Annotated in this window: 23 protein-coding genes, 1 pseudogene and 1 riboswitch; of the genes and pseudogenes, 7 read left to right on the top strand and 17 right to left on the bottom strand. The window is 64.1% G+C overall.

All coding sequences use genetic code 11. The features are described from left to right. Positions 1-309 precede the first annotated feature (309 nt). The 10 genes and pseudogenes from CAG22_RS28450 to CAG22_RS04015 all read right to left on the bottom strand — a co-directional run bounded on the left by CAG22_RS28450 (position 310) and on the right by CAG22_RS04015 (position 9,020). Positions 310-858, bottom strand: a complete 549-nt coding sequence (locus tag CAG22_RS28450; RefSeq protein WP_158091151.1) for a hypothetical protein — start codon at positions 856-858, stop codon at positions 310-312. Positions 859-1,221: 363 nt separating this feature from the next. Beyond that, positions 1,222-1,809, bottom strand: coding sequence for a nucleosidase (locus CAG22_RS04055; RefSeq protein ID WP_085615705.1), 588 nt, complete (start codon positions 1,807-1,809; stop codon positions 1,222-1,224). A 56-nt stretch (positions 1,810-1,865) separates the two neighbouring features. After that, positions 1,866-2,972, bottom strand: coding sequence for a carboxylate-amine ligase (locus CAG22_RS04050; protein WP_085704509.1), 1,107 nt, complete (start codon positions 2,970-2,972; stop codon positions 1,866-1,868). Positions 2,973-2,978: 6 nt separating this feature from the next. Continuing rightward, a complete protein-coding gene (locus tag CAG22_RS04045) occupies positions 2,979-3,932 on the bottom strand; it encodes a class I SAM-dependent methyltransferase (protein ID WP_085704508.1) in 954 nt (317 codons plus the stop codon). Then, complete coding sequence (locus CAG22_RS04040; protein ID WP_085704506.1) at positions 3,932-5,266, bottom strand: iron-containing redox enzyme family protein; 1,335 nt, start codon at positions 5,264-5,266, stop codon at positions 3,932-3,934. The genes CAG22_RS04045 and CAG22_RS04040 overlap by 1 nt, the downstream gene beginning before the upstream one ends. A 21-nt stretch (positions 5,267-5,287) precedes the next feature. Beyond that, the gene (locus tag CAG22_RS04035; RefSeq protein ID WP_085589645.1) at positions 5,288-5,485 is read right to left on the bottom strand and encodes a hypothetical protein; all 198 of its coding nucleotides are present in this window, start codon (positions 5,483-5,485) and stop codon (positions 5,288-5,290) included. Between the two features lie 60 nt (positions 5,486-5,545). After that, positions 5,546-5,665: pseudogene (locus CAG22_RS04030) on the bottom strand (general stress protein); the annotation flags it as partial. Between the two features lie 205 nt (positions 5,666-5,870). Further along, on the bottom strand, positions 5,871-7,154 hold the full coding sequence (locus CAG22_RS04025; RefSeq protein WP_085704504.1) for an NTP/NDP exchange transporter: 1,284 nt from the start codon (positions 7,152-7,154) through the stop codon (positions 5,871-5,873). Between the two features lie 4 nt (positions 7,155-7,158). Beyond that, positions 7,159-8,067, bottom strand: coding sequence for an aldo/keto reductase (locus CAG22_RS04020; protein ID WP_085704502.1), 909 nt, complete (start codon positions 8,065-8,067; stop codon positions 7,159-7,161). Positions 8,068-8,156: 89 nt separating this feature from the next. After that, a complete protein-coding gene (locus CAG22_RS04015; protein ID WP_085615693.1) occupies positions 8,157-9,020 on the bottom strand; it encodes a Dyp-type peroxidase in 864 nt (287 codons plus the stop codon). Between the two features lie 184 nt (positions 9,021-9,204). Here CAG22_RS04015 and CAG22_RS04010 point away from each other — a divergent pair, with 184 nt between their 5' ends. Further along, complete coding sequence (locus tag CAG22_RS04010; RefSeq protein ID WP_085589637.1) at positions 9,205-10,098, top strand: bile acid:sodium symporter family protein; 894 nt, start codon at positions 9,205-9,207, stop codon at positions 10,096-10,098. A gap of 118 nt (positions 10,099-10,216) precedes the next feature. Here the strand turns inward: CAG22_RS04010 and CAG22_RS04005 are convergent, their stop codons facing one another. Next, the gene (locus tag CAG22_RS04005) at positions 10,217-10,684 is read right to left on the bottom strand and encodes a sterol desaturase family protein (protein WP_085589635.1); all 468 of its coding nucleotides are present in this window, start codon (positions 10,682-10,684) and stop codon (positions 10,217-10,219) included. Between the two features lie 168 nt (positions 10,685-10,852). Here CAG22_RS04005 and CAG22_RS04000 point away from each other — a divergent pair, with 168 nt between their 5' ends. Beyond that, positions 10,853-11,362, top strand: a complete 510-nt coding sequence (locus tag CAG22_RS04000; RefSeq protein WP_085704500.1) for a GNAT family N-acetyltransferase — start codon at positions 10,853-10,855, stop codon at positions 11,360-11,362. A 132-nt stretch (positions 11,363-11,494) separates the two neighbouring features. Here the strand turns inward: CAG22_RS04000 and CAG22_RS03995 are convergent, their stop codons facing one another. Then, the gene (locus CAG22_RS03995) at positions 11,495-13,063 is read right to left on the bottom strand and encodes a sensor domain-containing diguanylate cyclase (protein ID WP_085704498.1); all 1,569 of its coding nucleotides are present in this window, start codon (positions 13,061-13,063) and stop codon (positions 11,495-11,497) included. A 152-nt stretch (positions 13,064-13,215) separates the two neighbouring features. Between CAG22_RS03995 and CAG22_RS03990 the strand changes: the two genes are divergently transcribed. Both CAG22_RS03990 and CAG22_RS03985 read left to right on the top strand, forming a co-directional pair. After that, positions 13,216-13,716, top strand: a complete 501-nt coding sequence (locus CAG22_RS03990; protein ID WP_085692579.1) for a DUF4142 domain-containing protein — start codon at positions 13,216-13,218, stop codon at positions 13,714-13,716. A gap of 8 nt (positions 13,717-13,724) precedes the next feature. After that, positions 13,725-13,976, top strand: a complete 252-nt coding sequence (locus CAG22_RS03985; protein ID WP_085704496.1) for a hypothetical protein — start codon at positions 13,725-13,727, stop codon at positions 13,974-13,976. Positions 13,977-14,085: 109 nt separating this feature from the next. Here the strand turns inward: CAG22_RS03985 and CAG22_RS28695 are convergent, their stop codons facing one another. The 5 genes from CAG22_RS28695 to CAG22_RS03965 all read right to left on the bottom strand — a co-directional run bounded on the left by CAG22_RS28695 (position 14,086) and on the right by CAG22_RS03965 (position 18,252). Next, positions 14,086-14,256: a DUF6021 family protein gene (locus CAG22_RS28695; protein WP_238066344.1), complete on the bottom strand. Its 171-nt coding sequence runs from the start codon at positions 14,254-14,256 to the stop codon at positions 14,086-14,088. Between the two features lie 55 nt (positions 14,257-14,311). Further along, the gene (locus CAG22_RS03980) at positions 14,312-15,298 is read right to left on the bottom strand and encodes a DNA-binding protein (RefSeq protein WP_085704494.1); all 987 of its coding nucleotides are present in this window, start codon (positions 15,296-15,298) and stop codon (positions 14,312-14,314) included. A 227-nt stretch (positions 15,299-15,525) separates the two neighbouring features. Then, positions 15,526-16,767, bottom strand: coding sequence for a cytosine deaminase (gene codA, locus CAG22_RS03975; protein ID WP_085589625.1), 1,242 nt, complete (start codon positions 16,765-16,767; stop codon positions 15,526-15,528). A 178-nt stretch (positions 16,768-16,945) separates the two neighbouring features. Then, the gene (gene tenA / locus CAG22_RS03970) at positions 16,946-17,608 is read right to left on the bottom strand and encodes a thiaminase II (protein WP_084785179.1); all 663 of its coding nucleotides are present in this window, start codon (positions 17,606-17,608) and stop codon (positions 16,946-16,948) included. Further along, a complete protein-coding gene (locus CAG22_RS03965; protein ID WP_085589623.1) occupies positions 17,605-18,252 on the bottom strand; it encodes a TenA family protein in 648 nt (215 codons plus the stop codon). The genes tenA and CAG22_RS03965 overlap by 4 nt, the downstream gene beginning before the upstream one ends. Before the next feature lie 78 nt (positions 18,253-18,330). Beyond that, positions 18,331-18,445: riboswitch (TPP riboswitch) on the bottom strand. 242 nt (positions 18,446-18,687) lie between these two features. Here CAG22_RS03965 and CAG22_RS03960 point away from each other — a divergent pair. From CAG22_RS03960 to CAG22_RS03950, 3 genes are all read left to right on the top strand, one after another. After that, positions 18,688-22,080, top strand: a complete 3,393-nt coding sequence (locus CAG22_RS03960) for an Ig-like domain-containing protein (RefSeq protein ID WP_085692576.1) — start codon at positions 18,688-18,690, stop codon at positions 22,078-22,080. A gap of 123 nt (positions 22,081-22,203) precedes the next feature. Further along, positions 22,204-23,187 carry an SCO family protein gene (locus CAG22_RS03955; RefSeq protein ID WP_085615673.1) on the top strand — a complete coding sequence of 328 codons (984 nt, stop codon included), beginning with the start codon at positions 22,204-22,206 and terminating at the stop codon, positions 23,185-23,187. Positions 23,188-23,268: 81 nt separating this feature from the next. Continuing rightward, positions 23,269-25,593 (top strand): bifunctional diguanylate cyclase/phosphodiesterase, encoded by a 2,325-nt coding sequence (locus tag CAG22_RS03950; RefSeq protein ID WP_085692575.1) that lies wholly within the window; start codon positions 23,269-23,271, stop codon positions 25,591-25,593. Positions 25,594-25,658 lie beyond the last annotated feature (65 nt).

The following is a 25,658-nucleotide window of genomic DNA, read 5'->3' as shown; positions in this document are numbered from 1 at the left end:
CCGCCATCGATGGTTTTTTCCGACTGGCCCAAACACTGACCAGCGGTCGATACGTCACTCAAAGTGACTAGTTCCGTACCTCAGCTGCGTCGACATCCGGTGCATCTGGCGCGTCTGGAGCATCTGGCGCGTCGTCCACATCCGCCCTTGCAGCGTCTCTGGCTGCATTGGCAGCGACTTTGGCTTCGTCCCTGGCGGCATCTGCCGTAGCCCTGGCAGCATCTCTGGCGGCATCAGCTTCGTCTCTGGCTGCGTCCCGGGCAGCATCTGCCGCGGCCCTGGCAGCGTCTCTGGCTTCATCTGCGCCGGCTACGCCAGCAGCTTTTGCGGCGTCACGGGCTGCATCCGCCTCGGCTCTGGCAGCGTCTCTGGCGGCATCTGCAGTAGCTTTTGCCGCATCCCGGGCGGCATCTGCTTCAGCCCTTGCAGCGTCTCTGGCTGCATCAGCATCGTCTCGGGCTGCGTCCCTGGCGGCATCTGCCGCATCGTTGTCGTTGTCGTTGTCGTTGTCGTTGTCATGCGCATCGCCTGGGCCTCTGCCGGCCATGCCACCATGGTCACCATCGCCGGCCCCCGGGCCACCATGGCCGGCATGACCGCCACCGCCGTCACCGCCGTGACCACTGCCTCCGCCACCGCTGCCACCACCGTGACCGCCACCGCCTCCAGAGCCACCGCTGCCACCACCGTGACCACCGCCACCTCCAGAGCCACCGCCGCCACTACCGTGACCGCCGCCGCCTCCAGAACCACCGCTGCCACCACCGTGACCGCCGCCACCTCCAGAGCCACCGCCGCCACTACCGTGACCGCCGCCGCCTCCAGAACCACCGCCGCCGCTGCCACCGTCTTTGGCATACACGCTGGAGAAACTACCGATGTAATCGGGCACCAGCACGGTCGAGGCCGACAGGACGCCACCTATTGCCAATGCCAACAAACATTTCTTGAGCAACATGATGCACCTCCGCTTGGAGTTGCGTCGTCATCTCCGTATCGAACGCAATGACCAATGAGTTCGCAACCGCCCATGGAGCGGACAGCCAACCGGCGCGGCCATAGATCTGCAGTGTCAGCGAGCAGCTTCGGTTTCGCACGATCCTTCAGAGCCAGTCAGCATCTTTGCGTGGGAAATATTCCCACATATTAAGACTAGTCCGGTTTGCCTGAGTTCCAAACACCGAATATCAGGCCAAGGCACGTGTCGGCGCCTGCCAGCAGTCACGCCTGGCTGAACAGCACCTGCCTGAAAGCCTCAGCAGCCAGGTGAACCTGCACCGCCCAGTCCTGCGCCGCGTCACTGCCAGCATCATCGGAAATGTATTTCAGGCACACGAACGGGATGCCTTCGCCGCGTGCGATCAGCGCCAGCACGTAGGCTTCCATGTCGACCACGTCATAAGGTGCATCGCCATGGTTGATCTCGAAGCTGTCGCCACTGCCGCACGTTTCCAGGGCCAGGCCGGGGATTTGCGCCCCATGTTCCAGCACCACCGGGATGTCCGACAGAGGTGTCTGGTAGCGGGCGAAGCCCAGCGGGGTCACGTCCATGTCGCGCTGCACGAAGCGGGTACAGCACACCACCTCGCCCTTGCCATGGCGCTGGCTGCCGGCCGAGCCGAGGTTGACGATCAGCCTGGGCCGGCGCGCGGCAATGGCCTTGGTCAGGGCGATGGCGGCATTGACCTTGCCGATGCCGGTGAACACGGTGTTGACGTCAGCGAATACATCGCCGGCCTCGGCTTCTAGGGCGAAGACAAACAACGTGTCGTCCAGGGAAATGTCGGGGAATTGCTTGATCAGCATCATGGCGCAGGTGGTTCCGAGTGGCTGCGAAAGGCGCGGCCATTTTCGGCAAACCCCGGCTAATTGCAAGCCCCGGCGGCCACCACGGCCCGTAACGCCTGCGCCCTGCCCAGGCCGGCAGCGCTGGCCTGAGCCAGGCATTGCAGTTGCTGGTCGGCATGGGTGCCGTCGCGCAGCAGGCGTTGTGCATGGTGGAAGGCGCGCTCGGCGTCTGCGGTGTCGATCGGCAACTGCTCCTGCAATTGGGCCAACCAACCTTCGGCCGTGACCGGCTGTTGCTCATGCAGGCCAATGAACCCGCCCTGGCGCCCATGACGCATGGCGCGCCAGTAGTTTTCCTGGGTGATCCAGCGCTGTTCGCGGTTGCAGGCCGCCGGGTCATGCCGGTACACGATGCTGTGCTCCACCAGGTGACGAAACAGCGCAGCGATGCACAGCGCGTCCTCCAGCCGCGGGCAGCCATCGCAGATGCGCAGCTCGACCGTGGGGAAGCGCCGCGAAGGCCGGATCGCCCACCAGAAGTCGCCATCCGCGGCCAGCGACCCTGTGCGTTGCAGCAATGCACGGTAGCGCTCGTAGGCGGCCCAATCCGGCAAAGGCTCGGGCAAGCCCATGTGCGGCCACTCCCCGCAAATCACCCGCCGATAGCTCATGTAGCCGGTGCACTGGCCTGCCCACAGCGGGGATGACGCACTCAGCACCAGCAACAGGGGCAACCAGCCCAGTACGCGGTTGATCAATTGCATGCGGTCGCAACCTGGCGGTACGCCCACGTGTACATGCAGGCCGTTGAGCAGGCTGCGCCGCGCCACATGCCGGTAGTCAGCGAAGAGTTGCTGGTAGTGCGCCGGGGTAGCAGGTTTCTGCCGCAGCCAGGCTGCATTGGGGTGGCTCGCCGCACCGTACAGGCCCATGCCCTCTTCGGCCAGCGCTGTGTTCAGCTGCTGGCGGCTGTGCTGGAAGAAATCGCGTGCCTCGAACAGGTTGGCGAACACCGGCGAAGCCACCTCGATCTGGCTGCGGAACATTTCCTGGGCAAAGTGCTGGCCCAAGGTCTCCTTGCAACGCTCCAGCACGGCCGGCGAAGGTGTAGCTGGCACCTGTCCTGTGTCCAGGTTCACCAGCAGGTATTCTTCCTCGATGCCGAACGTGCAGGGTCGGGCCATGCTGCCTCAGCTGTTGCGGGTAACTGTGAGCACCACCGCAGCGATGCGCTCGACCTGCTCGTAACCGGGTTCGTTCAGTTGCTCGCCGAACACGTCCGGGTCGATTTCCCGATACACCCAGGACCATGCCGGGCCCGCCAGGCGCAGGCGAATGGCTTCGAGCAAGGCGTCCCGGCCCTCGACGACCGCCACGCCGGTATACAACAGTAGCGAGCCCCCCGAGCCGAGCCGCTCACAGGCTTGTTCGACGATCCGCAGCGAAAGCTGCGCGCCGAGCGAACCGCCGCCATGCCGATAGGTACGTTCGCTGGCATCGAGCATGTACGGCGGGTTGGCAACGATAAGGTCGAACAGCCCGGTAATGCCGCCGAGCAGGTCACTTGGCTCCACGGACACATTGCTCAGGCCCGCCAATGCCGCGTTGATCGCGGTGTAACGCAGCGCGAGCGGGTTGATATCCACGGCGCTGACCTGGGCATGGGGAGCCGCCCGGGCAATCAGCAAGGCGCCGACACCCGTGCCGCAACCGATATCCACGGCATGCTCGACACGCTTCGGCGTGCGTTGCAGGTGATCATGGATGACCTGGGCGAAACGGTAACTGTCGGGGCCGAAAAACACCGCGTCGGATTGTTGGGTGGGGTACGCAGAGTGCACCAGCAGCAGGTCGTCGAGCGTGGACCAGCGCACCCTGCTGATCAGCAAATCACCGTGCTCCTCGAGTACCTGGGCCTGCCGCATCTGATCCAGCTCATCGGCAGAAACCAGTGACGAACGGAACGGACGGTTCCAGCCGAACACATCGCGCACTGTCCTGGCCTGCCCGGCTTCCGGGCGCGCATTCACGCGAGCATGGGTTGCCGGGGTGACGCAGGTGAAGCGGTAGCCGTCGGCGCGCAGGCGCCTGCCCAGTTGCAGCATTGCCTGGTCAGCCTGGATCTGTTGCGGATCGAGCAGCATCAGCGGGTCATCTCCTGAACAAGGCCGGTAGCACGCATATAGCGCCGAGTGGCCAGCAAGCCTTCCGGTGTTGCATGGCGGTTACCGGACATCGTGTCGATCAACGTCTCGATATCGGCGTCCGCGGCAGGAGTCGAAAGCGCATCATCCGATTGCACTTGCACCTCCCAGCTGCCAGGCAGCACGCGGCGCCCCCGGGCTTGCCAACCTGCCGCGATCCAGTCGTACCATAGTTGTTTTTCATACGCTGTGAACACGCCATACATCGGTGCCGAGGGGCCGTCGATGAGCCCCCACCAGCGGCTGTTGGCGGGTGCTTCACCACGGCGGATCCAGCCCTGCGCCTGCAGGGCCTGCAGAAACGCGGGCATGGCGCCGGGTTCGGCCAGCCATTGGTTGACGGTACGCTTTTGCAGGCGGCAATGGTCGGAATGCATGAACTGGCCAAAATTGCGCTTGTACTCCAGTGCCGACAGCAATTCGGATTCAAGATCGAAGCTGCTGATCAGGCTGGGTGTATCAAGCCCCAGGTCGTTCAAGCGGTACCCACTGCGCACCCGCTGGTAGAACTGGCCAGCTTCGTCGGCCGGGCAGAGTTGGCGTAGCGCCTGGATGGACAGATGCGCATGCCCGCTGGCCGCGTTGTCGATGGTCACGTGAAGCTGGAAATAATGGCCATCGATGCCCAATTCCGCCAGTTCGTAGGTGGTGATCAGCAGATGCAACGGTGGTTGTTCATAGCCCAGGTTGTAGCCGATCAGCTCGGGAAGAAAATCATCGCCGTGGCGCCCCAATGCTAACTGCAAGGCGCCCTGCAGGTAACGCTGGTCGTCCAGTTCTGGCATACCCAGGCAACCCAGCCGGCTCAACAGCCGTTGGTAGATCAGCACATGGTTGCAGCGCGGATCACCGCCGCCCAGTTCTTCCAGGTAGGTGCGAATCAGGCCGTGATAGCGCGGATCGCCCCACTGTCGCAAGGTACTGTGCAGCCATGCCCCGTCCACTGCCTTGGTGGGCGCCACTTGTTGCAGGAACCACAACGCCTGGGCGCGGTTGGCAAAATAGCGCCGCGGCGCGCCTTGGCGGCGTTGCTCGAGGTAACTGGCATAGGCCTCGGCCACCTGGCTTGCATGGCTAGCGCTCCAGGCTTCCAGCTGAGCAGGGTCGGCAGGCAGGTCATCCGGCAAACGCTGCGCGCGTGCCAATTGTTCGCTCAGCCACGCCGCGCTCGTGGTGTCGTGGGCCACGAGCAACTTGTGGTAACGCTCCTTCAGGCTTGGCCCATTTGCCGAAGCCGGTATCACCGCGCCGGTCTTGCGGGTCATTACCGTCATGCCGTAGTCCTTGTCCGCGTTTTATTGGCTGGGTTTCTGGCCAGGCATCGGCTCGGGGTCCGGCGCAGGTTGGGGAGCAGGTTTGTCGTCGGGTTGCTGCATCTGCAGCGAAGGTTTGCTTTGGTCGGCATCCTTTGCCGGGTGGTCGTTGTCCCGGTCGAAACAGCCACCCAGCAAGCCAAGCGTGCCCACCAGCGCTATGAGAGGGATCAATCGCATGGGGTTCTCCTCATGTGCAGAATCGCAGTGCCCGATCACCCGGGCACTGCGTAGCCTCACTTACGAACGGCCGCCCTTGCGGCCCGATTCGCTGGTACGGCCACCACCGGATTGCTGGCCGCCCTTGCGCCCAGCTTCGGAGGCTTTTTCGCGGTCATTGGCAAAGTTGCCCGGGTTCTTGTTGCCACCTTGGCTGCCTTGCTGGTTGCCGGTGCGGCTGTTCTCTTTGTTGGCCATGGTCTTAAACCTCGTATGACTTCGGAATGCACGGCATTACCTGCCGTACACCAGTTGGGAGTTCGGTCATTTCGGCGGATTCGGTTTAATGCGAAGCGTTCGGACCAACGGCATTAAATAAGCGGCATCAGCATATTTGGCGCGCCTGTCAGTCGCGCGATGTGGTATCCAGGCGTGCCTGTCGCCTTCCCAGCAAACCTCCGGTCATCGCCCAGCCCAGAGCAATCAGCGTACCGATCAACATCGCCAGTTGCGGGTACTCGCCCATCACATCCAGCCCCCGCTTGACCCAGCCGCTGAGCGCGTCACCGCCGCGGTAGACCACGGTGTCGATGAAGTTCTTGGCCTTGTACTTGTCCTCGGCGGGCAGCACGGTGAACAGCATCTCCCGCCCCGGTCGCACCAGCGCGTACTCACCGGCCCGGCGCACCACCATCACCACCACGAACACGGCGAAAACCGGGGCCAGTGCCAGCCACAGGAAGCCCGCAGCCATCACCAGCGGCACCGCCACCAGCAGCACGCCCACACCCAGGCGGCGGGCCAGGCGCCCGGTGAGGAACACCTGGGTGAGGATGGCCAAGGCCTGTACCACGGTGTCGATCAGGCCGAACACTTGGGTTTGCCGGGTACGGTCGGTGAAGGTTTCGCTGACGATGCGCGCCTGTTCGAAATACAGGAAGGTGCTGACACTGGCGAGCAACACCACGAACAGGGCAATGCCCAGCAGGTAGGGCGAGCGCAGTACGGCAGTGGCACCGGCAAACGGGTTGCCGCCCAGTGGCCGGGAACCTGCCCGCTCGGCTTGCGCCGGCAGTGGATGCCGCGTTCGCCAGCGTTGCAGGTACAACGTGGCGCCGATGCTGCCCAGCAGCAACGCCGCGGCCAGCACCAGCAACCCGGCATGGCCCAGCGGCGCCACCAGCAGCGTGCCCAGGATGGGGCCACTGAGCCCACCCAGGCTGGCCCCGGCCGCCAACAGGCCGAACAGGCGCTTGCCTTGCGCGGTGGAAAACAGGTCGGCGAGCACGCTCCAGGCCAGCGAGATGCTCAGCAGGTTGAACACCGACAACCAGATGTAGAAGGCCCGTGCCGTCCACGAAGCTTCCGGATTGCGGGCGAACAGCACGGCGAACAGCAGCAGGTTGCTGGCGAAGAAGCCGTAGGTCCAGGGCAGGATGTACCGGCGCTGCACCTTGGAGGCCAGCCAGCCAAACAACGGCAGGCACGCCAGGGTGGCGATGAAGGTGCCGGTGAACAGCCATTGCAGGTTGTCCACGCCACCGGCAACGCCCATGGTTTCGCGCACCGGGCGCAGCATGAAATAGCCAGTGAACAACAGGTAGAACAGCAGCAAACCGGCGATCACCGCCGGCCCTTCGCCGGGCTGGATGTTCAGCCCCTGGTCCAGGCGCCGCCGCCAGGCTGCCATGGTGTCAGGCAAACTGCTTGATCAGCGCCTGTTGCTGCGCCTGGGTCAGCAACGGCCCATGCCCGGCCTTGAGCTGGTCAAGTTGGCGCTCGGGTCGGCTGGTCGCGGGGATGACCGTGGTCACCGCCGGGTGACTGATGGCGAACTTGAGAAACAGCTGCGCCCAGCTGCCGATACCCGCCTCTGCGGCCCAGCCGGGCAAGGCCTGGTCCTTCACCCGGGCGAACAGGCGACCATCGTCGAATGCCCGGTTGATCAGCACGGCGACGCCCTTGTCCTGGCACAGCGGCAGCAGTTCGCGGGCGGCGTCGGGGGCATTGACCGAGTAGTTGATCTGGATGAAGTCCAGCGGTTCGCTGCGCACGATGCGGGCGACCTCGTCCTGGCCACTGTTCAGGTAATGGGTGATGCCGACATAGCGGGTCTTGCCCTGCTGCTTCAACTCGCGGGCATAGGGCAGTTGGGTCTGCCAGTTGCGCAGGTTGTGGATCTGCAGCAAGTCGACCTTGTCGGTGCGCAGGCTCTCGAGGCTGCCGGCCCATTGCGCTTCGGCGTCTGCCCGGCTGTCGGCGGCGATCTTGGTGGCGATGAAGCATTGCCGGTGCCAACCGCCCTCTTCCAGCAGCTCGCCGAGAATGCTGTCGGCGCCGCCGTAGTTGGGCGAGGTGTCGATGACCCGGCCACCGCCTTCGAAGAACGCCTTCAGTACAACTTTCAGCTGCTGGTACTGGGCCGAACCGGCTTGCACTTCGAAACTGCCGGAGGTACCGGCACCGATCACCGGCAGCGCTTCACCGGTGCTCGGCACGTTGCGGGTCAGCAAGCCCGCCGGGGCAGCGGCGTGCAACCAGGGGCTGGCGGCCAGCAAGCCCAAGGTAGCACCCGCACGTAGGACATCACGACGTGCGTACATGGAAAAGCTCCCGTCACGAAGCGGAAACTTTCAAGGCTAGCCGCTGTACCCCGCTGCGTCCGGTGTTTCTGTATCTGGATGTTTAGCGATCAGGCTTGCAGCAGCAGGCTCAGGTCGACACCCGTCTCGCTCATGGGCGGGCACCAGTAGTATCCACCGGTCAGTGGCCGGCTGAAGCGGTACAGGCCGTCGATGATACCGTCCTCCAGGCCGCTCATGCGCCGCAGCTGCACCTCGAACGCATCGAAGCTGTGGCCCAGGGCCACGAAGGCCAGGCCAGCGCCACGTTGGTCTGCCCAAGCCACCGAACGACGGACGATGAACGCTTCTGGTTCGAAGCTTTCCTGGGCCGTGCGCTTGACGTGGGCGGACTCGGGGGCGTCGTCGAGCTCTTCGTTGTCGCTGAGGCGGCGGCCGATGATGTTGTCCTGGTCGGCCTGGGGCAGCGACTTGAAGTACTCCAGGTCGTGCTTCCACAACTGGAACGCGGCAAAGCTGGAGCCATCGGCGCCAATGGCCGCTTGCACGGCCTCTTCGTCCACCGGGTTTTCGGTGCCGTCCTCATAGCCGGTCAGGTCATGGCCGCCACGGTGCAGGAAGCCGTCGACGCTGTCGGCCAGGCGCAGGGCCGGTGCCAATGCCAGCTCCAGGGCCTGGGCCCGCAGCAGCAAGTCGCCGCGCTCGTTGCCGCGCAGCCACAGCCACAGGGCGTGTTGGGTGCTGGGGTTCTCCACTGCAGCATCCAGCTGCGGGAAGGCGCGCAAGCCAGGTACTTCACGGCCCAGGGCCTTGGCCAGCGGGGCGCCGACACCCAGGATCAGCTGTTCGCCATCGACCTGCGGCAGCAAGGCATCCAGGGCAGCAGGCAGGGCCTCGGGCGACTGCAGGGTGAAGAACAGGTGACGGGCGTGGGCCGGCACCGGGGTGGCAAGCAGACCTTGCTGGAACGGCATGACAGGCTAATCCTCGGTAAAAACCGGAATGCTACTGCGCCTGCAGGCCTACTGCAACGCGGCATACAGCCTCGCTGGCCGCTGCGCTTGGTAACAAACGGTTACCAAGGGCTGGCGCTTTGCAATTAGCTATCAATCAGTGCCGACCTACACTGCTCGGGATCCTTCGCCCGAGAGACCGCCCATGACAGCCTCACCTTTGCTCACCGCCTTTCTGCCGCTGGCCCTGGGCATCATCATGCTCGGCCTCGGGTTATCGCTGACCCTGGCCGACTTCGCCCGCGTGGTGAAATACCCCAAGCCGGTGGTGGTAGGCCTGATTTGCCAGATCCTGCTGCTGCCGCTGGTGTGCTTCGTGATTGCCAACGGCTTTGGCCTGGAGTCGGCCCTGGCGGTGGGGTTGATGCTGCTGGCCGCCTCGCCTGGAGGCACCACGGCGAACCTTTTCAGCCACCTGGCCCATGGCGATGTGGCGTTGAATATCACCCTGACGGCGGTCAACTCGCTGATCGCGATCCTGACCATGCCACTGCTGGTGAACCTGTCGCTGAGCTGGTTCATGGCATCGGACCAGGCCATACCGCTGCAATTTGCCAAGGTGATGCAGGTGTTCGCCATCGTCCTGCTACCGGTGGCGCTGGGCATGCTGGTTCGCCGCTTCGCACCCGCTTTTGCCGCGCGCATGGAGAAGCCGATGAAGCTGGTGGCCGCGTTGTTCCTGGCGTTCACCATCGTCCTGGCGCTGGCCAAGGACTGGCAGACCGTGGTTGCGTACGCGCCGGTGGTGGGCCTGGCCGCGCTGCTGTTCAACCTGCTGAGCCTGAGCGTGGGCTACTGGGTGCCGCGCCTGTTGAACATTCCCAAGCGCCAGGCGATTGCCATCGGCATGGAGATCGGCATCCACAATGGCACCTTGGCGATTGCCCTGGCATTGAGCCCTTCGCTGCTGAACAACGCCACCATGGCGGTGCCGGCGGCGCTGTACAGCCTGATCATGTTCTTCACCGCGGCGGCGTTTGGCTGGTGGGTGAGCCGCGGGCATGTGGCGGCGCAGCCCAAGGGTGAAACCGTCAATTGAAGGTGCCGCCTGTGGCCCTATCGCCGGCAAGCCAGCTCCCACAGGTACGGTGCAGGGCTGAAGGCTGGCGCTGTCCTTGTGGGAGCCGGCTTGCCGGCGATAGGGCCGGTACAGGTTTTTACAACTGGCTGCGCTTACGCCGCAACTGCTGTTTCAGCACCTTCAACGGCGGTGCATAGAAAAACCCGAACGACACACTCCCCGTGCGCCCCTTCACCGCGTGATGCAACCGGTGCGCGCGATGCAAACGCTTGAGGTAGCGGTTGACCGGCCGTGGCTTGCGTGGCCAGTGCCGATGAAAGAACCCGTCGTGAGCCACGACATACAGCACGCCATACCCCGCCACCCCGCCGCCCACCCACTGCAAGGGCGCATAACCACCCTTGCCCAGGGCCACCAGCAGCGTGGCAATCAGCCCCAGGGCCACCAGGTACAGGTCATTGGTTTCGAGCATGCCCAGTTGCGGCTCATGGTGCGAGCGGTGCAGCCACCAGCCCCAGCCATGCATGATGTACTTGTGAGCCAGCGTGCCAACGCCCTCCATGGCCACCAAGGTGCCGAACAGCACGGCGAGATTGAACAGCATGGAACGGTCCGGGGGATGGCGAGGGAAGGCGCAAGGGTACCGATTGCCGGCGTTTTTTTCCATGCAGGCGTGACCGGTTGACGAAAGGTGTAAGCTCGGTGCGCTGCAATTGCAGCCGCAGGTGCTGGCGGCAGACCAGGACGTACAAAACTTGAAAAGGACAGATTGATGCGCATCCGCCCTACCCTTGAGCGCGATATTCAATGGCTCCCGGACGTCGAGCGCTCGGCGGCCCAGGCTTTTGCCGCCCGGCCGGCTCTGACATGGCTGGCGCAAGGAGATGTGATGGACTGCGGCACCCATCAGGCATTTGTCGAAGCTGGCGGTAGCTGGGTGGCCGAGGGGGCGGATGGGCGCATTCTGGGGTTTGCCTGTGTCCGGTTCGAGGATCAGGCGCTGCATCTTCATGAAATTTCGGTGCGCCGGGAGGCTCAGGGGCAAGGTGTCGGGCGCAAGCTGCTGCAGCAGGTGGTCGATGCGGCGCGTCAGGCGGGGGCGCGGGAGCTGACCTTGACCACCTTTGCCGATGTGCCGTGGAATGCGCCGTTCTATGCGCGGTTGGGGTTCGAGGTGATTGATGAGGGGCTGCTGGATGCACGCTTGCAGCAGATTCTGGCCGACGAGCGTGCCCATGGGCTTGCGGGCCGTTGTGCGATGCGCCTTGGCGTAGATAATTAGACCCCGGGGCTGCTTTGCAGCCCATCGCCGGCAAGCCAGCTCCCACAGGGACCGCGCCGTGCCAAAGAGATGCACATTACCCGTGGGAGCTGGCTTGCCGGCGATGGGGCCGGTACAGGCAACCCGGGGCCTTCATTCATCTACACCCACCACCGAACTTTCTGCCACACGATACCCATCCCGCCCCTGGCGCTTGGCCTGGTACAGCGCCGCATCCGCTGCCGCCATCAGGCGCTCGGCCGTCACTCCCTCCCGCGCCAGGTCACCCACGGCAATCCCCGCACTGAACGACACCCGCCCCAGTGGGCTGCCCGCATGCTCCAGCGGCTGCCGACGCAACAGCTGTTGCACTTCCTGCATCAGCAGTTCCGCCCCGCGAACATCGGTATCAGGCAGCAGCAATGTGAACTCCTCGCCGCCATAGCGTACAGCCAGGTCGGCCGGCCGCTTCAGTGCCTGCTGCAGCACCTCGGCAAAGCGCCGCAGACACTGGTCGCCCGCGGGGTGCCCGTAACGGTCGTTGTAGGCCTTGAAGTAATCCAGGTCGAGCATCACCAGCGCCAGCGGATAGCCTTGGCGTCGCGCCCGGCGCAGCTCCGGCTCGAACACTGCATCCAGCCGCCGACGGTTACCCAGGCCGGTCAGGCTGTCGGTCAGTGCCAGGGCCTTCAGGGTCTGGTGTGCCTGGTGCAGCGCCCGCTCGATGACGATACGCTCGCGCAACTGGCGCAACACCACGCCACCAAAGGCCGCCAGCCCCACCAGTAAAAGCAGCAAGACCGCCACCGACTTGATCGCATCGTGCCGCCAGGGCGCAACGATCGACTCCCGCGACAAGCCCGCCTCCACCACCAACGGGTAGCTGCCCAGCGCGCGAAAGCCATACAGCCGTGGCGTGCCGTCCACCACGGCGACCGCCTCGGCCACCCCTTCGCTTGCATACGGCAGGTGCTTGCGGAAGATCTCGCTGCTGCTCAGGCTGCGGCCCACCACCTGCTCGACGAACGGCCGCCGTACCAGGATGGTGCCGTCGCGCTTGGCCAGCACCAGCGCGCCACGTTCATCGATCTTGAAGTCGCCGTAGTAGCGCACGAACCACTCCACCTTGATGGTTCCCAGCAACACCCCGGCGAAGCTGCCATCGGCATATTGCAGGCGCCGTGAAATGGGGATGATCAGGTCGCCAGTGGAACGGCTGCGCACCACCGAACCGATGTGTACCCCACGGTCGGTATGGTCGCGGTGGTAGATGAAGTAGTCGCGGTCGGCATTGTTGGCATTGGGCGGGACTGCCGCCTGGTCGGTCACGATCCAGCTGCCATCCGGGCCATACACGAACAACCCGTGCAACTGCGGCATGATGCTTTTCTGCTGCACCAGCAAGGTATGCAGACGCGGCCGGTCGATGTGCTCGAAGCCGTCGCCTTCCAGGCGCTCGGCCAGCGCCGCGGTAATTGCGTCGACCTGGCGGATGGCGTCTTCGGCATGCTGCGCCGTGGCCCGGGCCAGGTTGGTGACCATGTTTTCGGCGTTGGTGAAGGCGTGCCGGTAGTCGCGCCAGATACGCCAGCCTTCCACCACGACGAAGGCCAGCATCACCACCAGCATGAACGCCAGTACCAGGCGGAACAGCGCCACGGCGCGGCCCTCGCCTGTTATCGCGAAGAACCCGTCTTCATCCTGTTTCCTGGCTGCACACATTGAAATCCCTAGCCATACCGCGTTCGCCGCCTTTCACTATAGTTCAGCACCACCTGGGCGCAGCCGGCCAGGAAAAAGATTAAACCTTTGCCGCCCATTCACCCTCAACCGTACGCGACACTGAGGTCGCGCCACGGTTTAAGGAGTGAAGCATGAGCAGTCTCTTCATCAAGCGCGTCGGTTTTTCGATGGTGTTGGGCCTGGCATCGGTACACGCGATGGCGGCGAGTTCCGATGACTTCGTCGAAGCGGCCACCGAGGCCGGTATTGCCGAAGTGGTCACTGGCAAGCTGGCTCTGGAAAAAACTCAGAATGCCGAAATCAAGACCTTCGCCCAGCAGATGGTCACCGACCACACCCAGGCCAATCAGAAACTCGGCGACATCGCTCGCAAGCTCGATATATCCGTACCCGATGAGGCGGCAATAACCGACAAGGTCAAGAAAATGATCCTGGAATGGCGGGAGGAGTCGTTTGACAAGTCCTACGTCAACAACCAGGTCGACGCTCACGAAAAGGCGGTGGAGTTGTTCAAGAAGGAAGCGGCATCTTCTGACAAGGCTGAATTGAAGGCCTTTGCCAGCGAAACCCTGCCCAAGCTAGAACAGCATCTGGAGCATGCCAAGGCGCTTCAGGCCAAACACGGCAAGTGAGGCCCGCCATGAGTAACGATGCATTGAAAGCCGAAGTGCTGACTCGCCTGCTGCACGCTCATCCCCAGGGGCTGGGCAAGGAAGTGCTGGACAACTACCGGGGCGAGAAAGCCGTGGCCGGCATGCTCAAGACGCTGCAGGAGGCCGGCTTGATCCAGGATGGCAGCGTGGCGGTGAGCAGCGACCATCAGATCAGCGTGAACTACCCCATCAAGCTCTCGGCTGCGGGCGTGGAGGCAGCCAGGAAGGCAGAGCCCTGAGTCAAGCGAGCGTAGCTTTCCTGGCCAAGGGCTCAAGACAGCCCGCCCCAAGCAGTACCGTGTTGATCGCGGGGGCCGCTGAGCGGCCCCTTTGCGACAAATGCCACCTTCACGGGGATTTTTCGACGTCCCGCGGTGGCTTGGCAGGCCCTTGAGGGTCGACTTGCGGATCCTCCACATCTGGCGAATCGGGGTCGAAACCCAAGTCCTGGCGTTTGTTCGCCTGCTCGGACGAATGGGGCCCTTGGGGATGTTTTTCTGGCTGTTGTGGTTCAGGCATGAGGCTATCTCCGGTGAGTGTCTAGGGAAGAAATCACCGGTCAGGAAAAGTTTGATTAATCTGTATCCACCGCTAGCTGGGCACGGCATTGAACCAACGCTGCATCACGTTGCTTCAGTTGCTCCTCGAGTTGCTGCAGTTGGCGAGCCTGTTCCGTGCACAAGTCGCGCCTGGCCTCCAGGCTCTGTGCCTGTACATCCAGCTGCCGACGCATTTCCTCGCTGGCACCCTGCGCCTGGGCCAGGATCGTGCGCAAGCCCTGGATCTGTGCATCACGCTGTTCCAGCAATTCATCCTGCGCCCTGCAGGCGCTGGCAGCCTGGCGATGCTCACCCAGCAAACGCTCGTTGTCGCGGTGCAGGCGGGTCAGCTCGTCCTGCTTGACGATCAAGCCTTGCTGCAGCTGACGCACCTCCACCTGCAACTGTTGCAGCTGCGCCTCGTGGCGGCGCTGTTCCTGTTCACGCTGTTCGCGGCTGGCGTTGCGGTAATGCTCCAGCGCGTCGCGGGCATGACGGTGCTTGTCTTCCAGTGACTTGACCTGCTCGTCCTTGTCGGCCAGGCGCACCTGCAGCTCGCCCAGCGACTGGTTGAGGCTGGCACTGCGCAGCTGTTCGGCTTGAAGGGTGCTTTGGGTGGAGAGCAATTTCTCCGATTCGGCCGCCAGCGCGGCCGCGTCAATCTGATGCTGCTGATGCGCCGCAGCCAGTGCCTGCTGGGCAATCGCCAGTTGCGCCTCCAGTTGTTCGCGCTGTCGAGTGAAGGCGCTTTCGGCCTGCTCGATCTTCAGGTCGGCCTCGTCCTGCAACTGGGTTGCCAGCTGCCCGACCATTCGGCTCAGCACGTCGCTCAGCGCAATGCCGCCCTCGGCGGCCACAGGCTGCTGACCGTTCAACTCTTTCAGGTAGCGGTGAATCGTGGTCTTGGAGCCGGTGTTGCCCAGTTCGATACGTATGGCATCGATGCTGGGGTTCTCGCCCCGGGCAATCAGCGCCTGACGCGCCTGCTGCACTACAACCTTGTTGATACCGCCCCGGGCCATGCTTGCTCCTACGATTTTGTACCGTGTTATGTACCATGTAATTACGTACCAATTATGGAGAAAGGTCATTGCCCATGCAAACATTTCCTATGGTGGAATAATCACGGCTTATCGCATGTAAGTGGTTCATGAACGCCGCGCAAGGGAATAAAACAGTACGCCAGACAGCAAAACGCCCCGCTCGGCTTCAAGCCGGCGGGGCGCTGCAAAAGCTGACGCAGGGAGCGTCAGGTGTAGTGTTCGACCCTGGCAGGCGTTCTACGCATCAGCACCTTGCCGTTGCGTACCGACACCAGCGCATGCCCCTGGCTGCGCACCATTTCGTAATCGTCCGGCGCCGACAGCAGCAACAGGTTGGCCGGCCGCCCCACTTCGATACCGTAGCGCTCGCCCAGGTTCAGGGTGCGGGCGCTGTTGTCGGTGATCAGGTCCAGGCAGCGCTGCAGGTCTTCGTAGCCAAGCATGTGGCAGATGTGCAGGCCGGCCTCGAGAATACGCAGGATGTTGCCATTGCCCAGCGGGTACCAAGGGTCGACGATGGAATCCTGGCCAAAGCACACGTTCATCCCGGTCCGGTCAAGCTCGGCCACGCGGGTGACGCCGCGGCGTTTCGGGTAGTTGTCGAAACGCCCTTGCAGGTGAATGCTCTCGGTCGGGCAGGACACGAAATTGATACCCGACTGCTTGAGCAGGCGGAACAGCTTGTAGCAGTAGGCATTGTCGTACGAGCCCATGGCCACGGTATGGCTGGCTGTCACCCGGGCCCCCATGCCGCGCACCCGCGCCTCTTCGGCCAGCACTTCAAGGAAGCGCGACTGCGGGTCGTCGGTCTCGTCGCAATGCACGTCCACCAGGCAGCCGGCACGCTCGGCCAGGTCCATCAGGAACTTGACCGACGATACGCCCTGGTCGCGGGTGTTCTCGAAATGCGGGATGCCGCCAACCACATCGGCACCGATGGCAACCGCTTCGGCCATCAGCGCCCGGCCATTGGCATAAGACTCGATACCCTCCTGGGGGAAGGCGACGATCTGCAGGTCGAGCAGGTGGCGCACTTCGTCACGCACTTCGACCATGGCCTTGAGCGCAGTCAAGGTGGGGTCGGTGACATCGACATGGGTACGCACATGCTGGATGCCATGCTCCACCAGCATGCCGATGGTCTTTTTCGCGCGGTTCTTGATGTCGTCGTGGGTGGTGATCGCCTTGCGCTCGGCCCAGCACTCGATGCCTTCGAACAGGGTGCCGCTCATGTTCCAGCGCGGCTCGCCGGCGGTCAGCGTGGCGTCCAGGTGGATGTGCGGTTCGATGAAGGGCGCTACCACCAGGTTTTGCACGGCATCCAGGTCATCGGCAGCGCGCGTCGCCACCCCTTCGGCCTGGGGCACGATGGCGGCGATGCGTTCGCCGCTGAGCTCGATGCGGAACAGGCCGGGCTTGCCGCGCAGGCGTGCGTTGATGATGTTCATGATGCTTCTCCCTGGGCTTTGCGGGTGGCCCTACCAGCATAGTGGCCCAAGCGTTGTGGTATTTGCTACTGGCCCTATCGCCGGCAAGCCAGCTCCCACAGGTAAACCACAGCCCTGAAGTCTGCGCAGTACCTGTGGGAGCTGGCTTGCCGGCGATAGGGCCGGCGCAGGCAGCAAATCAGGCTCCGTCCAACCCCATCTGCCAGAAGTCCGCCTCCAGGCTGGACGCCTGGCCGAAAATCCCCACCAGTTCAGCAAACCGTTGCTCGGTCATGCTCCGCGCTGCCAGCTCGTCCAGATGCTTGCGCGCCGCGGTGGCGACACCCTGGTAGCCTTCACCGGCATACTCGGCGATCCACTCGCGGTACGGGTGATTGCTCAGATCGCCAATGCGCTCGGACAACGCCCGGCCAATCTCGGCGTAGCCGATCACGCAAGGCGCCAAGGCCACATGCAACTCCAGCAGGTCACCCGCGGCACCGCAGTCCAGCACATAGCGGGTATAGGCAACCGTGGCCTGGTGTTCTGGCGCGGCCTCGATATCAGCCTGGGTCAGGCCCCAGCGTGCGCACAGGCGCAAGTGCAGCTCGGTTTCATCCAGAATCGCCGCCAACCCGGCCTGCGCGGCGCGGATGTCGGCCGGGCGTCGGCTCTTGTAGGCGGCCAGCGCCCAGGCGCGGGCGAACTGGATAAGGAACAGGTAATCCTGTACCAGATAGGTGCGGAAGGCGGCTTCGCTCAGCGTACCCTCGCCCATCTGGCGCACGAATTCGTGGTCGACATAGCTGTTCCACTGCGGCGTGGCGGCAGCCTTGAGGCGGTCGAAGATATCCATGCTCATTTGTCCTCCGGGTAGACGGCATCGAAGAAGGCCAGCTCCAGCGCCACGGTGCGCTGGTAGAAGTCAGCCGCCAGCGCGGCTTCCTGCGGGCCGACGCGGTCGAGTTCGGCTTGCAGGAAGGCAACGAAGTCCTGGAATGCCGGGTTGTCGTGCAGGGTGATCCATTCGGCGTGGACGAAGTTGTCCGGCATCGGCTTTGGCGCCTTCAGCGCCCAGTCCAGGTACAGGCCTTCGGCGACGTTGAGCACCGCCAGCGCGGCCGCATAGGACCGGGTGGCCGCCGCTTCGCGCATGATCGCCTTGAAGCCTGCGGTTGGCACAGTGTCGGCCGGTTCGCTGCGTTGCGCGGGGCTTACCCCCAGGGCCTCGAAGGCGCGCAGGAAGTAGGTGTTCTCGTCACTGGAGATCATCCCGGCAAAGCGCCCGAAGCGCAGGCGCGCCTCGAAGGTGTCGGCGGTGGCGATGGCCGCGCCCAGCAGGGTCAGGAAGCTGTCGAGGAAGCGGTGGTCCTGCACCAGGTAGTCGACCATGATCGGGTCCGGCAGGCTGCCGTCGCACAATTGGGTGACGAAGCGGTGGCCAACGGCCGCCGACCAGGTCGGCTCGCTGCGGCGGCGCAGGGACTGGCTGAAGCGTTCGGTCATGTTGCTGTCCTTGATGGGGGTGACAGCGAGACCGCGATGGTTGGCATGGACGGGCCTCGCAGTGAGGCCGGCAAAAAGGCAGGTTTCAAGTCCCATCCCTTCGCCGGCATGATCCGGATCAGGTTCGAAGGGTCACCGCGCTGCAGCATCCAGCGGTTTCTCAGCCCGATGCCGGGCTCCCCTTGGTGGCGCTCAGGTATACCCCAGGGCGCCGCTGCTGTCACCACCCAATCTGTGGGCAATGGGTGACCCACTAGTGGGGCCCCTCACCCATTTTTGACGCAATGGCATTTAGCGCACATCAGGCGCCACAAGGATTTGTTTAGAAACACATTCCTCGAATTTGGGTTGGCACAGCCGTTGCTCCAGCCCCAGAAACGGGCAAAACGCCACTGATGGCTGAAAGCCATAAGGCCGCGAGCGAGGCATAAGGCAATGAAAACACCTGCCGTGATCCACCCTGCCAGGCATGCATTCCAGCTGTCCACCCTCACCACGCTGATGCTCGGCCTCGGGCTGGTCACGGCTACCGCCGCTCCCCTCGACGACAACAGCATGCCACCGCCGACCGACCCGTCGGCCTACACCGACCAGCCAGCCGACCCGACCCAGGCCTTGCTGGACCTGTTCAACATGCCGCCGGCCAACCAAGGTTCGCTGGAGCTGACCAATGGCGTGTATGGCGACCGCGACACGGTACGCGCCAACAACGTGTTGCCACCGGCCCTGCAAACCGACAACAAATACCCCACCAATGGCAAGCCCAGCCCGCTGTTCGGGGCATTGCCGTTTACCCAGCAGCTACTGCTGTTCGAGGAGTTCGGCACGGAGAAACTCGACCCCACGTTGCCGCAGCCGCCCCTGACCTTCCCGGTGCCCACCCTGGGCGCAGCACCGGCGCAGGACCCCAACGTGGTGGCGCGCAGCGGCCCTAGCGGCACGGCCCTGGAAGCCTTCCTCAAACAGCCGGGCCTGTACCCCTTCCCGACCCAGTATTCCAACGTGCTCGACCGCAACCCGTGGAAGGCGCAGATCGAGATGTTCCTCAACCGCCAGCCGGTCGGCTCCCCGGCGGAAGGCCGGCCACCAGGAAAAGGCTGGTCGCACCAGCGCTGGAACGAGTTCTACCCGCAGGCGGGCTTCAAGACCGCCCAGGCCGGCGCGCGCATCAACCTCGGCCTGCGTGACCGCAAGCAACTGCACAACTATGCAGTTGGCGAGTTCGCCCCGGGCGGCCTGTACTACCAGACCTCTGACATCCCGAACACGCTGGGCACCACCAAGGGCATCGACACCCGCTTCCATCCGAAGATGCCCCTGCAAAACCACAAATCGGTATGGACCTTCGACGGCACCTTCCCACCCAAGTTGCTGATGGTGCGCTATGGCCAGCCGATCCTGATGCGCCATTACAACGCCCTGCCGATCGACCCTGCGGCCAACAACGGCTTTGGCCTGCACACCCTTTCCACTCACGAGCACAACGGCCACTCACCAGCCGAGAGCGACGGCTTCGCCAACGCCTACTTCTTCCCTGGGCAGTACTACGATTACCGCTGGCCGTTGCAACTGGCTGGTTACGACACTATCAACACCCGCGCCCAGGACCCGCGCGCGGCGTTCCCCTGCTCGCCGGGTGAAACCCTGTTCGTCAATGACGCCTCGCCAGGCCTGAAAACCTGCCAGAACGGCAGCATCAAGATCCGTGGTGACTGGCGCGAAACCATGAGCACCCACTGGTTCCACGACCACATGCTGGATTTCACGGCGCAGAACGTCTACAAAGGCAACGCCGTGATGATGAACTACTACAGTGCCCTGGACCGCGGCAACGAGGCCCTGCAGGATGGCGTCAACCTGCGTTTCCCCAGCGGTTCGGGCATGCCGTGGGGCAACCGCGACTACGACGTCAACCTGGTGATCGCCGACAAGGCCTGGGATGCCAACGGCCAGCTGTGGTTCAACCCGTTCAACACCGACGGCTTCCTCGGCGACCAGATACTGGTCAACTGGCAGTACCGGCCCACGCTCAAGGTACGCGCGCGCAGCTACCGCTTCCGTATCCTCAATGGCTCGGTGTCGCGCTACTTCAAGTTCGCCGTGGTGCGTGAAATTGCCGGTACCAGTGGCGAGTTCAAAGGCCCGACCGGCTCCAACCTGTCGTATGCGCGGGTGCCGTTCCACATGATCGCCAACGACGGCAACATCATGGAACACACCGTGCCGTTCGACGGGACGATGGACCTCAACGGTGACGGCAACCTGCAGGACAACAACGGTATCCTGCCGCTGCAAGGCATCGCCGAGCGCTACGACATCATCATCAACTTCGCCAAGAACGGCATCAAGGTCGGCGACAAGCTGTACTTCGTCAACCTTGAGGAACACCAGAGCGGCAAGGGCCCGGAAGGCGCCATCTCGCTGGCCGACGTGCTGTCGGAAAAGTACAAGCCAGTGATCAAGCAGACCAGCAAAGGCCCACGCTGGGAAAACGGCGACCCGGGGATCGGCAAGTTCCTGCAGCTTGTGGTACAGCCCTACAGCGGCCAGGACCTGAGCATGAACCCGGCAGCCTATGAACCGGCCAAACCGGGCAAGGCCGCAGGCATGAAGATGCTGCCGCTGCCGATCGACCGCAACTCTGCCACCGACCAGGCCAAACTCAAGGCTGCCCGCCACCGCGAGTTCATCTTCGGTCGCTCCGACGGCACCGACACCCAGCCCTGGACCATCAAGACCGATGGCGGCTTTGGCTACAGCATGGACCCACGGCGCATCAGCGCGGCGCCACAGCTGGCCCAGCAGTCCACCGATGCCGGCTTCAGCGGCGACGGTACCCTGGAAGTGTGGAAGATCATCAACGGCGGCAATGGCTGGAGCCACCCGGTGCATGTGCACTTCGAGGAAGGTGTGGTGCTCAGCCGCGACGGCAAGGCACCGCCAGAATGGGAAAAATGGGCGCGCAAGGACGTGTATCGCATCGGGCCGGACATCGATTCTTCGGAAGAAGTGGAAGTGGCGATCCGCTTCCGCGAGTTTGCCGGTACCTACATGGAACACTGCCACAACACCCAGCATGAAGACTCGTCGATGCTGCTGCGCTGGGACCTGGAGCACCCAGGCCAGTTCCAGGTGATGCCGACCCCGCTGCCAGGCTGGGATGGCGTGGAGTACGTCGCTTCGGTTGGCCTGCCGACCTTCCGCACCAAAGACCATGACGACGACGACGCGGCCAACAAACCGCCAGTCGCGGCCAACGACAGCGCGGCTACCACGGCCGGCAAGCCGATCACCCTGAACGTGCTGGCCAACGATACCGACCCGGAAGGCAACCTGCCGCTGACCGTCGTCGGCCTCAGCCAGCCGGACTCCGGCCAAGGCAATACCAGCACCGATGGCACCAAGGTGACCTACACCCCGCCGGCCACTGTCACCACGCCGTTCACCGCCAGCTTCAACTACTCGGCGCGTGACGCCAAGGGCGCCGAATCGGTAGCACCGGCCACGGTCAGCATCGCGGTAGGCTCGGCAGCGGTGGTCGACCAGATCCAGGTCACCAGTGCCACGGTACAGGTGCTCAGCAGCAACCGTTTCACCTGGGAAATTGCTGGCACTACCTCGGTGGCCACGGGCAACAGCATCACTGTGGCCGCGGCCACTACCGGCGGCCCGGTGAACCTGGGCACCGCCACGATGACCGCCACGGGCAGCGGTGCCAGCTGGCGGTTGGTGGCAACCACGTCCGGCTACGGCCCGGCCACGCCGGCGACGGTGACCGTGAAGTCGGCGCTGGGGCAGAGCGTGACCGCGCCAGTCAGATACAAGTGAGGGTAAAGCGGGGGCCGCCATGCGGCCCATCGCAGGCAAGCCATGTGCAGTCCCTGTGGGAGCTGGCTAGCCGGCGATGGGCTGCATGGCAGCCCCGATCCCGTTATCGACGAGGACCGCATCATGTCCGGCTCATGGCGTTTCCTGCTAGTGCTCTCGCTGTTCGCCGCCAGCATCCCGTTCTGGCCGCTGCAACCGCAGCAACCCGTGGCCGAGGAAGCTGCAACGCCCTGGGGTGCCGACTACTTCCCCAACATCCCGCTGCTCACCCAGGACGGTGAAAAGGTGCATTTCTTCGACGACCTGATCAAGGACAAGGTCGTCGCCATCAACTTCATCTTCACCGGCTGTTCCGATTCCTGCCCGGTGGAAACCGCCCGCCTGCGCCAGGTGCAGAAAATCCTCGGTGACCGGGTCGGCAAGGACATCTTCCTCTACTCCATCAGCATCGACCCCTACAACGACACCCCCGCCACCCTCAAGCGCTACGCCGAAAAGTTCGGTATCGGCCCCGGCTGGACGCTGCTCACCGGCGAGCCAGCCGATATCGAACAATTGCGCCGCAGCCTGGGCCTGTACATCGATGGCCTGGAAAACGGCCGCTCAAAAGACCACAACCTCAGCCTGATCATCGGCAACCAGGCCACCGGCCGCTGGATGAAAGCCTCGCCCTTCGAAAGCCCGTACATCCTCGCCGACCGCCTGGGCAACAGCCTGCACAACTGGAAACAGGCCAGCGCCATGGCCAACGACTACGCGCAGGCTCCCGAGGTGCGCGCCCCCAGCAGTGGCGAGCAGCTGTTCCGTACCCGTTGCTCGTCCTGCCACACCCTGGGCAACGCCGAACCAGGGCAGCCCGGCATCGGCCCCGACCTGCTGGGCGTGACCCGCCAGCGTGATGCCAGCTGGCTGACCCGCTGGCTGAAGGAGCCCGACCTGATGCTGGCCCAGAAAGACCCCTTGGCCATGCTGCTGTACGAACAATACAACCGCGTGGCCATGCCCAACATGCGCCTGGGCGATACCGAAGTCAGCGCGCTGATGAGCTACATGGAGGAAGAAACCGCGCGCCTGCAGACGCCGCTGGCCGATAAGGGAAATCCTTAGAGGCAATTAGCCATTAGTCATTAGGCTGTCATCTTACTGTCGTATTTTTCGACCATCACCCAGGGTCGGGAACTATCAGCAGTGATTCGCCGTTCGCTTTCATCCGCCAGCCTTCTGCGGCTGCTGATCCTGATGCTCTGTGCAGCCACCCTGGCCTTTCTCTGGGGGCTGCACGTTTCGCAGAAGGCCGCCGCCCGCCAGGACGCGCTGTCGGCCAAGGCCGCCGAGCACCTGAACCTGGCCAGTATCGTCGGCGAAAGCCTGCGCCAGCTGGTGGATCGTGCCCAGGCCGTGGGCCGGGTCACCCAGGACGACATGAAGGTGCTGCGCCAGGGCAGCGCAAGCCTGGCGCGGATGCTTGCCGAAGACCCGGTCTTCAAGCGCATGAGCCTGTACGACCGGCAAGGCCGGCTGTTGTCGGCCAGCCATGCCGACGAAGCCGCCGAGCTGCCCGAAGACTGGTTGCGCCAGCTGCAGCGGCACGTTGCCCGCTACGGTTTCAAACCGTTCCTGCCCAGCGTGCAGCCCGCCGGCCAACCGGCCACCCTGCCCAACTGGCACCTGCCCTTCCTGCTGCCGCTGACCAACCTGCCCGGCCGCGAAATCGACAATATCCTGGTGGTGCAGCTGGATATCGGCTACCTGGCGGTGCTGCTACAGCACATCGACCTGGGCAGCAGCGGGCTGGTGCGCCTGCTGCAGGATGACGGCCTGGAGCGGTTGCGCATCGATAGCAGCGGCGTGGTGGTGGCCGGCGACGCCCTGCTGCCCGGGCTGCCGGACAGCGGCAGTGAAGCAGGCATGCTGACCCAGTACGCAGCCGGCGACCCGTACCAGAGCCTGTACCGGCGCCTGCCCGAGCGGGGTTTCAGCGTGGTGGTCAGCCAGCGCCAGGACGAAATCCTCGCGCCTTCGACGCTGGCCTATTCCCGGCAGTTCTGGCTGAACCTGAGCATGACCCTGATGATCCTCGCCAGCCTGCTGTGGACCTTGCGCCTGTTGCGCAAGCGCCAGGAGGCCTTCAACGCGCTGGAACAGGCGCAGCAGGTCAACCAGCAGTTGATCGGCCGCCTCGAGGACGAACACCGGCGCAGCAGCCATGCCGCGGCCACCGACCACCTCAGCGGCCTGCACAACCGGCGCCAGTTCGTCGAGGTGGCCAGCCAGGCGCTGACCCGGCAACGCGGCAAGCGCCGGCTGATGGCGATCCTGTTCATCGATATGGACCGTTTCAAGTCGATCAACGACTCGCTCGGGCACAAGATCGGCGACCTGCTGCTGCAGGCCGTGGCCGGGCGTATCCAGCGTCTGCTGGAGCCAGGCGACGAGGCTTCGCGCTTTGGTGGCGACGAGTTCGTGGTGCTGCTGGCCGGCGAGCGCAGCGAGGAACAGATCAATGCCTGGGTCCGTGTACTGGTGCAGAAGCTGTCGGCCACCTACGCGCTGGACGGCCAGGAGGTCAACACCAGCCCCAGCGTGGGCGTGAGCATCTGCCCGCGCGATGGCCAGGACATCGACAGCCTGATCCGCAGTGCCGATGCCGCGATGTACTCGGCCAAGCAGGCCGGGCGCGCCCAGTACCGTTTCTTCGACCCGTCGCTGAACCTGGCCGACATCCACGCCTTCACCCTCGAACAGGCCTTCGGCAGCGCCCTGGCCGAGCGCCAGTTCGTGCTGCACTACCAGCCACAGATCCGCCTCGACACCCAGCAGGTGCTGGGCTACGAAGCGCTGGTGCGCTGGGACCACCCCGAGTTCGGCCTGCTGTACCCGGACCGGTTCATTGACCTTGCCGAGCGCAGCGGTTTCATTGTCGAACTGGGCTGGGAGGTGCTGCGCCTGGCCTGCGAGGCCTTGTCGGGTTGGCACGCCCAGGGCCGGGAGACTCGGCTGGCGGTCAATGTATCCGCCCTGCAGCTACGCCAGGCGGACTTCGCTGCACGGCTATTGAGCAAACTGCAGCAGTACGCCATCGCCCCGCAGCAGCTGGAGCTGGAAATCACCGAAACCACCATCCTCGACCCCGAAGGCACGGCGGTGGCGCACCTGCACACCCTGCGCGACGCTGGCCTGGGCATCAGCCTGGACGATTTCGGCCGCGGCTACGCCGGCTTCGCCCACCTGCACTCGCTGCCGCTGAGCAAACTGAAGATCGACCGCTCGCTGATTGCGCCGCTGTCCAACAGCCACGACGACAGCCCGATCGTGTCGTCCACCATCATCCTTGCCAAACGCCTGGGCCTGGAAGTGGTGGCCGAAGGCGTGGAAACCCGCGAACAAGTGGTGTGCCTGAAGCTTGCCGGCTGCGATATCGCCCAGGGCTACCACTTCAGCCGGCCGCTGTCGCCGGCGCAGTTGCGTGACTACCCGCTCTTCAACGGTGTCGAGGACAAGGCCTGCGTGTAACGCAAGCCAGATTGGGGCTGCTTCGCAGCCCATCGCGACACAAGGCCGCTCCCACAGGTACAGCG

The organism is Pseudomonas sp. B8(2017), assembly GCF_002113575.1.
GTDB lineage: Bacteria > Pseudomonadota > Gammaproteobacteria > Pseudomonadales > Pseudomonadaceae > Aquipseudomonas > Aquipseudomonas putida_Z.
The sequence above is the reverse complement of the archived record's forward strand: the minus strand, read 5'-3'. Positions and strand labels throughout refer to the sequence as shown.